Consider the following 12,637-nt stretch of genomic DNA (forward strand, 5'->3'; position numbering starts at 1 on the left):
CCTCTAGTACTTTCACATGGTCCAACACCATAATTTTATCTAGTAACTCCCATATATTCAATGCTATAACTGATATTACTTTGCTTTCGTATAATAAATTGCCATTTTCCGTTGAAATACCAAGAGCTATCCTTAATTTGCGGCCATATTGAATAAAAATCGCGAACATGACCAACAATGATATTTTTAAAAAATTAAGAGTAGCCCTAATGCTAAGGGATGATGAGATTGTAGAAATACTTAAATTAGTAGATTTCAATATAACAAAAAGTGAATTGGGTGCACTGTTCAGAAAAGAAGACCACCCTAACTATATGGAATGTGGAGACCAAATACTCAGGAATTTCTTAAACGGCCTTGTCATCCACCTGAGGGGAACCAAAGAGAATCCCACAACACCGGGAGAAGCACTATCAAAGAACAAGGTTGCAAAACCGGCAGTTTCCCCAAAAAAAAGAGATTTTAAATCCGCAAAGCGAAAAGATTTTAAACAGGATATTTCACCCGTAAAATATAAGAACAAACCCTCCCAATCTAAAGGCAATAAAAAATCCTGAACCAGACCATAGGCCCAATTCAGGATTCAATAAATTTTTAAAGCATTATGCACCTGCGATCCTAATCGGAATGGTATACATTTCACCTTCCTTGAAATTACCAATACTTACCTTTTGGTAATTCAATCTTGTCTTGACAAAATTCTCTAATACCCTAAGATCCGTATCTACTGACAAAACCACAATCTCACCTTGATTGTTCAAGGTAAAACGCACTTGGGCTGTTTGGTCAATAAAATCAGAAGTCAAGGGGGCATTTTCCAAAAGCTGCCCAATTTGTGTGGATAATTGCTTAATCGGCTTTTCGCCTACTGCATCGTTCGCTAAAATGTTTGCACTCATTAATAGCATCGCAGCTACAAATACTAAACTTAATTTTCTCATGATTTGTTTGTTTAATGATTGATGAATAATTGATGATTATTAAAAAGACGCCCAAGATTATGGATTGTTACAAGGATATCCTCATTTAACATTATTTTAATTTATGTTATTCTTAAATCCGAGAACAAAGGAAAACAAGTTTCTGTAATATCCACAGCATGAATTACAGGCTTAACCAAAACTTAAAACAAATAACAATTCGGAAACTTACAGCACAAAAAAAAGAGCGATATTTTAAAATATCGCTCTTTTTTTAATATAACTAAGTTGTTTCTACTTAGCTCAATACCTCTTTTACCTTATCGGCAGCTTCTTGGAACTGAACAGCCGAATGAACCGCTAAACCGGAATTATCGATTATCTCTTTAGCCAATTCAGCATTGGTTCCCTGCAAACGGACTATTATAGGCACTTTAATTGAATCTCCCATATTCTTATAAGCATCAACCACACCTTGGGCAACACGATCACAACGAACGATTCCGCCGAAAATATTAATCAATATCGCTTTAACAGCCGGGTCTTTCAAGATAATACGAAAAGCTTCCTCAACCCTCTTGGCATCAGCAGTACCACCGACATCCAAAAAGTTAGCTGGCTCTCCTCCTGCCATTTTTATCAAGTCCATTGTAGCCATGGCCAATCCTGCACCATTTACCATACAACCTACATTTCCATCCAAATCAACATAACTTAAACCTACAGCCCTTGCTTCAACTTCAATAGGGTTCTCTTCCCTTAAGTCGCGCATTTCAGCATACTGTTTTCTTCGATATAAGGCATTGTCATCAATAGAAACCTTGGCATCTACGGCCATTATCTTGTTATCCGAAGTCTTTAAAACCGGGTTGATTTCGAACATGTTCGAATCACTTTCCACATAAGCCTTGTATAAAGATGTCACGAACTTGGTCATCTCTTTGAATGCCGTTCCTGACAATCCCAAATTAAATGCGATTTTACGTGCTTGGAACGGAAGAATACCCGTAGCAGGGTCAACTTCCTCAGTAAATATCAAATGTGGGGTCTTTTCCGCTACTTCTTCAATATCCATACCACCTTCGGTAGAATACATGATCATGTTGCGGCCTTTACCTCGATCCAATAATACCGACATATAAAATTCGCTGGTCTCGCTATCTCCAGGATAATATACATCCTCAGCGATCAATACTTGGTGAACCTTCTTCCCTTCTGCCGATGTCTGGGGTGTGATCAGGTTCATCCCGATGATGTTACCCGCAATCTCTTCAACTTCCTGAAGGTTCTTTGCAAGCTTAACACCACCACCTTTTCCACGACCACCAGCATGAACTTGTGCTTTGATAACATGCCATCCTGTTCCTGTCTCTGCAGTCAATTGTTTTGCCGCAGCAACAGCCTCTTTTGGACTATGTGCCACTATACCACGCTGTATACGTACACCAAAACTTTCTAAAATTTCTTTTCCTTGATATTCGTGAAGGTTCATATTTTTTTATTATCTGTTTGAAACAAAAATAGGAAACGCACAGGATCTACCCTAATGAAATTTCCCCGTTTTAATTTATTTTGAAATCCTTAAAATCCAATGGATCAAAGTTTTTGAAATCCCCATTCATCTTAATTGCGCCTTTTGTCCTATCAATTTCCCTTAAAATATCAATGGTTATGTTCAGATGGGTATCAACCAATTTAAACCGTTCACTTTCATTCTGTATTTGTAAAAGTTGATACTCCTGCTCATAGGAAAGCCCTATTTTATGGATTAACCCGTACAAATTGAATTTCTCTAACGGCAAAGCCTTAAAAGGTTCTTCCATAAGATCATAAAGCACTTTTATCTTACCCAGCACCTTGATTTTAATATCATCCGAGGCATCATATATATCCTCTAAAAACCCAACTTCACCACCTGCATACAACTTGTTAGGCAAATTATTGTGAAAAGATAAGACCTTGAATACTTGACGACCCACACAGACCACGTCCATTTCCCCTCCTTCATAGGTATTCACTACCTCTACCAACTGCACCTCTGTACCAAATGCCAACTCATTGTTTATATATACCGGGATACCGAAAGTTGTGGCCTCACTTCGACAATCCATTATAAGTTGTTTATACCTTTCTTCAAAAATATGAAGAGGTACGGTTTCACCAGGAAAAAAAATGGATCTTAAGGGAAAGAATGGTAATTGCATACTGCTATTTTGGCTAAAATACAATTCCACCATGATTGTCACAAATGCTTTGTGGATCACCGATGGTTATATTTATAACATTTTGTTTTATTTCTAAAGTATAAGTTCGTTTTTTTGTGCAAATCGAATTAGAACCCTAGTTTTGTCTAAATTAAAAGGAAAACAATGAAGAATGCTGATTTATTAAAAATCGCAAAAACATATGGCGACCCTGTCTATGTTTATGATTCGGAAAAAATAATCTCACAATTCAATAGGTTAACGAATGCCTTTAAAGGGGTTAACCACCTACGGTTGAACTATGCCGCAAAGGCGCTATCCAATATATCTATTTTACGATTGATGAACAGTTTGGGCAGCGGTTTGGATACGGTTTCCATCCAAGAGGTGCAACTCGGATTATTGGCCGGTTTTAAGCCCGAATCGATCATATACACACCAAACGGGGTTTCTTTGGAAGAAATCGAAGAAGCTGCAAAACTAGGTGTCCAGATCAATATCGACAACTTATCGGTTCTTGAACAGTTCGGTAGTAAGCATCCGGATATCCCTGTATGTATCCGAATTAATCCGCATGTTATGGCAGGAGGTAATTCGAACATCTCGGTAGGACATATTGATTCAAAGTTCGGAATCAGTATTCATCAAATTCCGCATTTGTTACGGATCGTTGAATTAACGCAAATGAATATCAACGGTATTCACATGCACACGGGTAGTGATATTTTGGATATCGATGTATTTCTATACGCCTCGGAAATTCTATTCGAAACCGCTAAAAACTTCAAAAATTTAGATTTTATCGATTTTGGAAGCGGCTTTAAGGTACCTTATAAAGAAGGTGATATTGAAACCAATGTTGAGGAATTAGGCAATAAATTAACCAATAGGTTCAATTCTTTTTGCAAGGAATACGGTAAGGAACTTACCCTGGCCTTTGAACCCGGTAAATTCTTGGTAAGTGAGGCTGGCTTCTTTTTAGCCAAAGTGAATGTTGTTAAACAGACCACCTCAACTGTTTTTGCCAGTGTAGATTCCGGATTCAACCATTTAATACGGCCAATGCTTTACGGAGCCAACCACAGTATTGAGAATATCTCAAATCCTCAAGGCCGGGAACGTTACTACTCTGTTGTTGGGTACATCTGTGAAACCGATACTTTTGGCAATAACCGTAGAATCAACGAAATCTCTGAAGGGGATATTCTTTGTTTTAAAAACGCTGGCGCCTATTGCTTTACCATGGCCAGTAATTACAACTCAAGGTTTAGGCCACCAGAGGTTCTATGGCATAAAAGAAAAGCTATTTTGATAAGGGAAAGGGAAACGTTTGATGATTTGATCAAAAACCAAGTAGACCCTAAAGATATCTTCTCCCCCGCCAAAGAAGAATTAGCCGCAAAATAAAGGTTTAAAATATTCGTTAGCTTTGTGGATATAGTTCGTCTAAGTAGCAAAACCTAATGTAATGAATGTACGTATGACCGTTTTAAATAAATTCGCACTCTTTTTATGTGTAGGGCTTTTTTCCCTTTTGGGAAATGCACAGGATGTTGAATGGATGAGTTGGGACCAAGCCGTGGAACGTGCACAAACCGATGAGAATCCCAAAAAAATCTTCATTGATGTATATACCGATTGGTGCGGTTGGTGCAAGAAAATGGACAAGGATACCTTTCAGCATCCGGATGTTGCTACCTATATGGCCGACAATTTTTACATGGTAAAGATGGATGGCGAAGGTAAGGAACCCATAGAATTCAAAGGCCAGACCTATAATTTCGTCCCCTCAGGGAGAAAAGGGTATCATGAATTCGCTGCCGCACTGATGCAAGGGCGAATGAGTTACCCGACCACCATTTTCCTAGATGAGGAAATGAATATGTTGTCCCCTGTTCCAGGTTATCAAAAACCGGAACCGTTCTTAAATATTGCACGTTATTTCGGGGATAATATTTATCTGGAAAAAGATTGGCAGACCTATAGTGGCCAAAGCAAATAATCTTTATGTACGACAAATAAAAAAGAGCTGTTTTTCAACAGCTCTTTTTTTTATAATCAATAATTCCTGAAAATGAATTATCTACTATAATTTGGTGATTCTTTGGTTATGGTCACATCATGAGGGTGACTTTCATTGATTCCACTAGCGGTGATCTTCACGAACCTTCCTGTTTCCTTTAAGGTTTCAATATCTTTTGCACCGCAGTACCCCATACCTGCACGAAGACCTCCTACGAATTGATGAATACTCTCATACAGTTCGCCTTTATAAGGTACCCGTCCTACGATACCTTCAGGGACCAATTTTTTAATATCATCTTCAACATCTTGGAAGTAACGGTCTTTGGAACCTTTTTTCATAGCTTCAACAGATCCCATACCACGGTAAGATTTGAATTTTCTACCTTCATAGATTATCGTTTCCCCCGGGGATTCTTTGGTACCGGCCAACAAGGACCCCAACATAACGGTATCGGCACCAGCAGCAATTGCTTTCGGTATATCGCCCGTGTAACGAATTCCACCATCTGCAATAACGGGAACACCACTACCTTTTATGGCTGCTGAAACTTCAAGAACAGCCGAAAATTGAGGGAAACCTACCCCCGCAACCACTCTCGTAGTACAAATAGAGCCCGGACCTATACCTACTTTAACGGCATCTGCACCAGCTTCGACCAAATACTTCGCAGCTTCACCTGTTGCTATATTACCCACTATAACTTCCAATTGTGGAAATTTCTTTTTAACTTCCTTCAATACATTCACCACACCTTTGGTATGACCATGTGCCGTATCAATGACAACGGCATCAACACCTGCGTTCACCAAAGCCTCGGCCCGATCAACAGCATCAGCTGTAACCCCTAAGGCCGCAGCCACTCGAAGACGACCGAATTGATCTTTATTGGCGCTCGGTTTTTGGGTCAACTTGGTAATATCACGAAAAGTAATCAGTCCGATCAATTTATTGTCCGGACCTACCACTGGAAGTTTTTCTATTTTTCTTTCTTGCAGAATATCTTCAGCCTGCTCCAAAGAAGTCCCTTCCCCTACAGTTACCAAATTTTCCGAAGTCATGACCTCTGCAATCGGTCTTTCGTTATTCTTCTCAAACCGAAGGTCACGGTTCGTGACAATTCCGATTAATTTACCTTCATCGTCGATAATGGGAATACCTCCGATACTGAATTCTTTCATATTGGCCTTGGCATCCTTGACCAATGCGGTAGAAGGCAAGGTAACCGGATCCAAGATCATTCCACTTTCGGCACGTTTAACCTTACGCACCTTCATTGCTTGTTGCTCAATGGTCATGTTTTTATGCAAAACACCGATACCACCCTCTTGAGCAATGGCGATCGCCATTCTAGATTCGGTAACCGTATCCATTGCCGCTGAGACAATAGGAACATTGATCGTAATATTTCGAGTGAATTTTGTTTTTATACTGACCTCTCTAGGCAGTACTTCTGAAAATGCAGGTACAAGTAATACGTCATCATACGTTAAACCTTCCCCGAGAATTTTGTTTTGGTGAGCTTCCATGCAATTAAGGATTAATTGCGTGCAAATATACTACTTTTATACCTAATATAGGGGTACGTTCGTATTTAATGGGAAGGACTTGGTTTTTGAACCAATGTATAAAGCACCACAATTGAAGACAACATAAAGCTAAAGGTCATTAATATACCAGAAATGATAACGACATACTTCATCCATACCACTCCGTTCCACAAAAAATAAATTCCCCCGAATGTAAGTATGACCGACAAAAAAGGTTCCACGGTTAGGCATAGTTTAGCTTTATCGGAAATATTGGTCATCCAAACCAAACCACCTAAAAGGAAAAATACCAAGGACATTGAAAGAATATGGGTATGGACGATCGTTAACATTTCACGATCACTTTTTTTGAACTTCATTATTTCGGCATCCTCATCCTGTTCATTACCCAAATAATTTTCCTCGATTCCGTTCGGCGAAGCCGTACTTGTTTCATTCACGAACAACAAACCCGTATAAAAACCAACAGAAAGAACCACCACAAATGAGGCGATAAAAATCCGTACCTCCTTAGGCAATCCGGAAAGTCGGTAATTCAGTTGCATTATAGAACTTCGTTTTCTTTTAATTCGCCTATCGTCTGTAAAATTTGATCTACGGCAGAGGTCATAGACCTTACTGAAATGGTTGCCCCAGCTATTCCGTCAATATTGGTTTCATGACTTACGCGATCACCGACCGTTTTACCTATAAACTGTTTCAACCAACGTGTGCTACCTATTTCACCACCATATTCCTCTCTATAGACCAAAACCTTGGAATGAACGATTTTCAAATCTTCATCGAATACGACCAAATAATCGAATTTTGCAGTTTTACTAGGGGCCTTGTCTATGAAAACATACCCAAGATTCGCCTCCCCTTTTATTACCCTAAAAAAATTATCCCCATTGATCTTCTTGGCCAATTTTGAGTTCAATTCGGCCTCGACGTTTATAGCCTTCAATTGAACATCTGCCTGGGCAAAAGTCTTTTCCAGCTCTTTAAATACCTTTTTCTCAATGTTTTTTGGTAATCCGAAACCCATCAACAAAAAACAAGCTAACATTGGGAGTCCGATTAAAAAATTTGAATAACGCATAAGGTAAAAATATCAATTTAGAATGAATCTCAATAAATTTGGGCTTTTATTTTTAAAATAACCCTTTGTTTATTCTACTAGAACCAAACACCAATACCAAAATTCAATCTATCTTGAACATCACTATTATCATCGGCATTACTCCTGAATTGGTAATCGCCTTTTAAAACCACACCAGGGGCAAGATGATAGGTAAGTCCGGTTGTAACATCGGTGCGGTCATACGCTTCATTTTCCAAGAGGGAACCAGCCGTAGAAGCATGCGTATCGTACATCTCATAACGTACAAATGCAAATAACTTCTGTTCGTTTTGAATAGGCAATAAATTAAAGGCACCTTCAACATACCAACCCTGGAGGGCACTTCCTAAATCGGCACCGGTCAAGGCATTATATTCATCCGTATCGGACAATGACGCATGAATGAATTGACCACGGGCAGTAAAACGATCATATGCATAACGGGCATCCAAGCCTATCATCGAAATTCCGATATTCGCTCCTTCAACGGTTTCAATTTCATCCGCTGCCTGTGTTTTTCCAAAATAGGTCGAAAGCCCCAATCGCAAGCCTGGTATACCATAATAATCGAACTTAGTTGAAAGTGTAGGACTGTCTATAGTTGATTTAATCCCTTTTTGACGACCCCCACGCAAACCGTTGGAACCCTGCAATACACCGGAAATACCTCCTTCACCATCGGCCAGTGTAGATTTAAAACCATTGAACAGGTATGCTTGGTAACCTAAAGAGATGTTATTGAAACGACCACTAACACCTATCCCCAATTCCCTCCATGTAGTTGGTACGATTGCATTATCCATTGCAGGTCTTTCCGTACCATTGAATGTTGTTGGCTCATGAAATTCGTTGAGAATACCCATTGGCACCAACATAAGTCCACCTCTCAAGTTCACATTATTGGCCACATTATAATTAACAAAAGCCTGTTCAACGAAAACTTCTTCAACATGCTCCAATTCAATTTCAGTCACAAATTGTGTTTTATCATTAAACCGATATCCCACAAGCAAAACCAATCGTTGTACATCCAACTCCCCATTGTCCCCTTCAGGTTGGTTGTACAGCATTTCACCATAAGCCCCCATAGTTACCGCCGAAGCATAATTTCCGGATAATAAACGCTGTGCCGCATTCAACTGTTTTTGCGGATTCAAAGTAATTGAATCGGTCTTGGTCTGGGCAGATAAAAATGCGGTAAAAAGTACTGTTAGAAAAACTATTGACTTTCTCATTGCTTGGTTGTTGTTATTTAGACTTATTTAAAATAAAGTGCAAATATAAATCCCAAATTGAACTAGGCAAAATTTATTTATAAATAACAAACAAAAATTATAGACTTGATTATTAACCCATTAGAGAAGCAAAGTAAATCAATGGTATTGGGAGAAAAGCTCCGTAGCTTTATTATAGGCAGCCTCGAAGGTCATCCAATGCACATTCGTATCGACCTTTTCCGCTGTAAAAAAAGACAATATTTTTTCGGTGGGCATATTACCTGTCAGTTCATCTTTGGCCATGGGGCAGCCCCCAAAACCTTGAATGGCACCATCGAACCTTCTACAGCCCGCCCCATATGCTGCTTTTACCTTTTCATGCCATTTGGTCGGTGTAGTGTGCAAATGGGCTCCAAACTCAATATCGGGATATTGAGGTATTAGATTAGAAAACAAATAGTGGATATTCTCCGGGGTCGAGGTCCCGACCGTGTCTGAAAGAGACAAAATACGTACGCCCATTTGAGCTAATCTCTCTGTCCATTCCCCTACTATTTCAACATTCCAGGGGTCACCATATGGGTTACCGAATCCCATGGAAATATATGTGACCACCTCTTTACCGTTTGCTTTGGCAATCTCTAATATTTCCTTTAAAATGTCAACAGATTGGGAAATGGTCTTATGGGTATTACGCATCTGAAAATTTTCGGATATCGAAAACGGATAACCTAAATAATAGATTTGATCATGTTCCACTGCTGCCTTAGCCCCCCTTACATTCGCAACAATCGACAATAATCTACTGGTAGTTCTCGAAAGGTCAAGCATTTTCAAAACCTCAGCAGTATCGGCCATTTGAGGTATGGCCTTGGGAGAAACGAAACTCCCAAAATCTATGGTATCAAAACCACATCCCAATAAGGATTGAATATACTTTGCCTTTTGTTCTGTTGGAATCAAAGGTTTAATGCCCTGCATGGCATCTCTGGGACATTCGATTATTTTCACCTTTTCGGTCATGCTATTCGCTTTGAGAGCTTTTCAAAATTACTATTATTTATTTGATAATAGTATAAACAACCCTATACCGATAAATACAACGACCTGAAGCCATTTTAGGAAGAACCCTAATTTGGAATGCCCTTTTATATATTTTGAAACAGCTCCCGAAAGTTGAGCTATCAAAGCAAAAACAATAAAAGCTACCAACATAAAAATAAGACCCAATACATAGAATTGAACAATGGTATCCAAAGAATCACTGAATAGGAAACCAGGAAAAAAAGCTAGGTAAAAAATGGCGACCTTCGGATTAAGCACATTCATCCAAAAACCCTGTTTAAACAATTTCAACAGTCCCTTTTTGGGCACCTCTTCATTTGATAATTGCAAATGCTCATCGCTCTTGAAAACCTTAAATGCCAAATAGAACAAATAAAAAGCCCCAAAAAGTTTTATAAGTAAGAAAAGGGCATCACTTTCCTTGATCAATGCCGAAACCCCAAATGCCAATAAAGAGGTATGCACCAAACAACCCGACACCAAACCACTTGCGGTAGCCAAACCGTATTTTTTTCCATTTATTACACTCTGCATCAAGACATAGATAATATCCGGACCAGGTGCAATGGCCAAAGCTGCCGAAGCGAATATAAAAGCGGTAAGAATATCGTAATTCAATTTACAGTTAGGTTATTGGTAAACAAACACAAATACGGTTGCCACAAAGCCATTTCAATCGATTATATTCGTGAAAATTTCACAATATACCAGATTTTTAAGAATGACGGAAAAATCGCTTTCCATGACGCTGAAAGCACAAATTATTTGGCCAAAAGAGCTTTGTTGATTCTCTTTATCAATGCAGGACCTTCATATATAAAACCCGTATACAACTGTATTAAATCGGCTCCGGCCTCAAGTTTTTCAATAGCATCCTCCGCAGAATGTATACCTCCTACCCCAATAATAGGAAAGGCCTTGTTACTTTTTTCTGATAAAAATCGGATAACCTCAGTACTCCTATCCTTTAAGGGTTTTCCACTTAAACCTCCTTTTTCTTCAGTCAAAAACAAATTGGATTTAAGTCCTTCCCTTACAATGGTAGTATTGGTCGCGATTATACCATCGATCTTCGTATTTTCAACTATCTTGATGATATCCAACAATTGATCATCGGTCAAGTCAGGAGCGATTTTCAACAAAATCGGTTTTTCAGCCCCATTGGATTGGGATGCGGCAACTTTCCTATTCTCGTTCTTAAGTTCCTTCAACAAGGCCGTTAAAGGCTCTTTATCTTGCAATTCCCTTAATCCGGGAGTGTTCGGTGAGCTTACATTGACCACAAAATAATCTACATGTGGAAAAAGCGCATCAAAACATATGAGATAATCCTTAATAGCCTCGTCATTGGGCGTCACTTTGTTTTTCCCGATGTTACCACCAATAAGGACTTTATGTTTCTTTTTTAATCGGTCAACGGCATCAAAGACCCCTTTGTTGTTAAAGCCCATTCTATTGATCAAAGCTTCATCGGCTTTTAGTCTAAAGATCCGCTTCTTAGGGTTACCACTTTGGGGCTTCGGTGTTAATGTGCCGATTTCTATAAAACCGAATCCGAAATCGGAAAGTTCATTGAATAAATTGGCTTCTTTGTCGAACCCAGCCGCTAGTCCTATCGGGTTTTTGAACCTAAGACCAAAAACCTCTTTTTCCAATGCCTTGTCCTCGAGTACAAAAGCCGATTTATACAAACTGGTGAGGCCTAATTTGCCCAAAATCCGTATCATCGAAAATGTCAAATGATGAACCATTTCCGGGTCCATTAAAAAAAGAATTGGCCGAACAAGAATTTTATACATGAATTACAACGGAGTTTTGACAAAAGTACAAACTCAATACTAGTAAATACACTATAAACGCCAATTTTGTCAACAGATTTAAGTTAATATCATTTCTATGGAATACTATCCCGATAGTTTGTAGGAATCACCCTGTAAGGCTGTCGAAAAGCTTGCTGACAAAGATTTAGATAAAGCTCGTATTGTTTCTTATTGAGCATTTTCAAGGTACGCTTATCGACCATGAGCTGGATTATGGTTATACTATCACTGATTACCTTATACTTTTCGGCCAAAACACTTAATTCCCCTACAGAATTTTGTGGATGTCGTTTCAATAAGTTCTCCGCCTGATTGGTCAAAAGCTCATTCCGGTATTTCAATTCAGCACTCCAATTCCTTATCTTTTCGGTTTGTTGTTCATTGAGTTGGAAAATTTCGATCAACGTAGAATCGGGAGTAATCCCGACACCGAGGATACAATCATCCTGCGCCTTTATAAACTGTGCAGCAAACACAAAGACCAAAAACAACAATTTTCTTACCAGCATATTATTTCAATCATAAAAAGTATCGTAGCAAAATACTAATATTATCCTTAAAATTAAAAATACATAAGGCTTATACGACAACTTATCGACCGAATTAAAAGGTCCCCATAAAGACATTAAACCCAATCAACCCCTAATACCTTCCCCCATTCCTGATAATGCAAAAAACACATCGGCACATACCCTGCTGGTTAAATTAAATAACAAAGGCCACCAAAAAGGCGGCC

At 38.9% G+C, this 12,637-nt stretch carries 14 protein-coding genes; 3 read left to right on the forward strand and 11 right to left on the reverse strand.

Annotation, left to right across the window (positions count from 1 at the left end; genetic code table 11):
- Positions 1–167: 167 nt before the first annotated feature.
- Complete coding sequence (locus R3X28_RS12245; protein WP_154367743.1) at positions 168–557, forward strand: DUF1456 family protein; 390 nt, start codon at positions 168–170, stop codon at positions 555–557.
- A gap of 45 nt (positions 558–602) precedes the next feature.
- Here R3X28_RS12245 and R3X28_RS12250 read toward each other — a convergent pair whose 3' ends face one another.
- The 3 genes from R3X28_RS12250 to R3X28_RS12260 all read right to left on the reverse strand — a co-directional run bounded on the left by R3X28_RS12250 (position 603) and on the right by R3X28_RS12260 (position 3,157).
- The gene (locus R3X28_RS12250; protein ID WP_154367742.1) at positions 603–941 is read right to left on the reverse strand and encodes a hypothetical protein; all 339 of its coding nucleotides are present in this window, start codon (positions 939–941) and stop codon (positions 603–605) included.
- 277 nt (positions 942–1,218) lie between these two features.
- Positions 1,219–2,412, reverse strand: coding sequence for an ADP-forming succinate--CoA ligase subunit beta (gene sucC / locus R3X28_RS12255; RefSeq protein ID WP_154367740.1), 1,194 nt, complete (start codon positions 2,410–2,412; stop codon positions 1,219–1,221).
- A gap of 70 nt (positions 2,413–2,482) precedes the next feature.
- Positions 2,483–3,157 (reverse strand): LON peptidase substrate-binding domain-containing protein, encoded by a 675-nt coding sequence (locus tag R3X28_RS12260; RefSeq protein ID WP_317664602.1) that lies wholly within the window; start codon positions 3,155–3,157, stop codon positions 2,483–2,485.
- A gap of 132 nt (positions 3,158–3,289) precedes the next feature.
- Here R3X28_RS12260 and lysA point away from each other — a divergent pair, with 132 nt between their 5' ends.
- Positions 3,290–4,531, forward strand: a complete 1,242-nt coding sequence (lysA, locus tag R3X28_RS12265; protein ID WP_317664604.1) for a diaminopimelate decarboxylase — start codon at positions 3,290–3,292, stop codon at positions 4,529–4,531.
- Between the two features lie 61 nt (positions 4,532–4,592).
- The gene (locus R3X28_RS12270; RefSeq protein ID WP_154367735.1) at positions 4,593–5,126 is read left to right on the forward strand and encodes a thioredoxin family protein; all 534 of its coding nucleotides are present in this window, start codon (positions 4,593–4,595) and stop codon (positions 5,124–5,126) included.
- 77 nt (positions 5,127–5,203) lie between these two features.
- Here the strand turns inward: R3X28_RS12270 and guaB are convergent, their stop codons facing one another.
- The 8 genes from guaB to R3X28_RS12310 form a co-directional block, all read right to left on the reverse strand.
- The gene (gene guaB / locus R3X28_RS12275; protein WP_154367733.1) at positions 5,204–6,676 is read right to left on the reverse strand and encodes an IMP dehydrogenase; all 1,473 of its coding nucleotides are present in this window, start codon (positions 6,674–6,676) and stop codon (positions 5,204–5,206) included.
- Between the two features lie 65 nt (positions 6,677–6,741).
- Entirely contained in the window at positions 6,742–7,242 is a 501-nt protein-coding gene (locus R3X28_RS12280) for a hypothetical protein (RefSeq protein WP_154367731.1), read from the reverse strand.
- The gene (locus R3X28_RS12285) at positions 7,242–7,745 is read right to left on the reverse strand and encodes an FMN-binding protein (protein WP_154367729.1); all 504 of its coding nucleotides are present in this window, start codon (positions 7,743–7,745) and stop codon (positions 7,242–7,244) included. Before R3X28_RS12285 ends, R3X28_RS12280 begins: the two co-directional genes overlap by 1 nt.
- A 110-nt stretch (positions 7,746–7,855) precedes the next feature.
- Entirely contained in the window at positions 7,856–9,034 is a 1,179-nt protein-coding gene (locus R3X28_RS12290; protein ID WP_317664605.1) for a porin, read from the reverse strand.
- 138 nt (positions 9,035–9,172) lie between these two features.
- On the reverse strand, positions 9,173–10,039 hold the full coding sequence (locus R3X28_RS12295; protein WP_154367725.1) for a hydroxymethylglutaryl-CoA lyase: 867 nt from the start codon (positions 10,037–10,039) through the stop codon (positions 9,173–9,175).
- Between the two features lie 33 nt (positions 10,040–10,072).
- Complete coding sequence (locus R3X28_RS12300; protein WP_282054319.1) at positions 10,073–10,699, reverse strand: LysE family translocator; 627 nt, start codon at positions 10,697–10,699, stop codon at positions 10,073–10,075.
- Positions 10,700–10,842: 143 nt separating this feature from the next.
- Positions 10,843–11,880, reverse strand: coding sequence for a quinone-dependent dihydroorotate dehydrogenase (locus R3X28_RS12305; protein ID WP_317664607.1), 1,038 nt, complete (start codon positions 11,878–11,880; stop codon positions 10,843–10,845).
- Positions 11,881–11,975: 95 nt separating this feature from the next.
- Positions 11,976–12,410 carry a hypothetical protein gene (locus tag R3X28_RS12310; protein ID WP_317664609.1) on the reverse strand — a complete coding sequence of 145 codons (435 nt, stop codon included), beginning with the start codon at positions 12,408–12,410 and terminating at the stop codon, positions 11,976–11,978.
- Positions 12,411–12,637 lie beyond the last annotated feature (227 nt).

This window comes from Maribacter sp. TH_r10 (assembly GCF_033101095.1).
GTDB classification, from domain to species: Bacteria; Bacteroidota; Bacteroidia; order Flavobacteriales; family Flavobacteriaceae; genus Maribacter_A; species Maribacter_A luteus.

Bases quoted from the DNA above. Each gene is read 5' to 3' on its own strand.
- R3X28_RS12245 (WP_154367743.1), top strand. From the start codon at position 168: ATGACCAACAATGATATTTTTAAAAAATTAAGAGTAGCCCTAATGCTA.
- R3X28_RS12250 (WP_154367742.1), bottom strand. From the start codon at position 941: ATGAGAAAATTAAGTTTAGTATTTGTAGCTGCGATGCTATTAATGAGT.
- sucC (WP_154367740.1), bottom strand. From the start codon at position 2,412: ATGAACCTTCACGAATATCAAGGAAAAGAAATTTTAGAAAGTTTTGGT.
- R3X28_RS12260 (WP_317664602.1), bottom strand. From the start codon at position 3,157: ATGGTGGAATTGTATTTTAGCCAAAATAGCAGTATGCAATTACCATTC.
- lysA (WP_317664604.1), top strand. From the start codon at position 3,290: ATGAAGAATGCTGATTTATTAAAAATCGCAAAAACATATGGCGACCCT.
- R3X28_RS12270 (WP_154367735.1), top strand. From the start codon at position 4,593: ATGAATGTACGTATGACCGTTTTAAATAAATTCGCACTCTTTTTATGT.
- guaB (WP_154367733.1), bottom strand. From the start codon at position 6,676: ATGGAAGCTCACCAAAACAAAATTCTCGGGGAAGGTTTAACGTATGAT.
- R3X28_RS12280 (WP_154367731.1), bottom strand. From the start codon at position 7,242: ATGCAACTGAATTACCGACTTTCCGGATTGCCTAAGGAGGTACGGATT.
- R3X28_RS12285 (WP_154367729.1), bottom strand. From the start codon at position 7,745: ATGTTAGCTTGTTTTTTGTTGATGGGTTTCGGATTACCAAAAAACATT.
- R3X28_RS12290 (WP_317664605.1), bottom strand. From the start codon at position 9,034: ATGAGAAAGTCAATAGTTTTTCTAACAGTACTTTTTACCGCATTTTTA.
- R3X28_RS12295 (WP_154367725.1), bottom strand. From the start codon at position 10,039: ATGACCGAAAAGGTGAAAATAATCGAATGTCCCAGAGATGCCATGCAG.
- R3X28_RS12305 (WP_317664607.1), bottom strand. From the start codon at position 11,880: ATGTATAAAATTCTTGTTCGGCCAATTCTTTTTTTAATGGACCCGGAA.
- R3X28_RS12310 (WP_317664609.1), bottom strand. From the start codon at position 12,410: ATGCTGGTAAGAAAATTGTTGTTTTTGGTCTTTGTGTTTGCTGCACAG.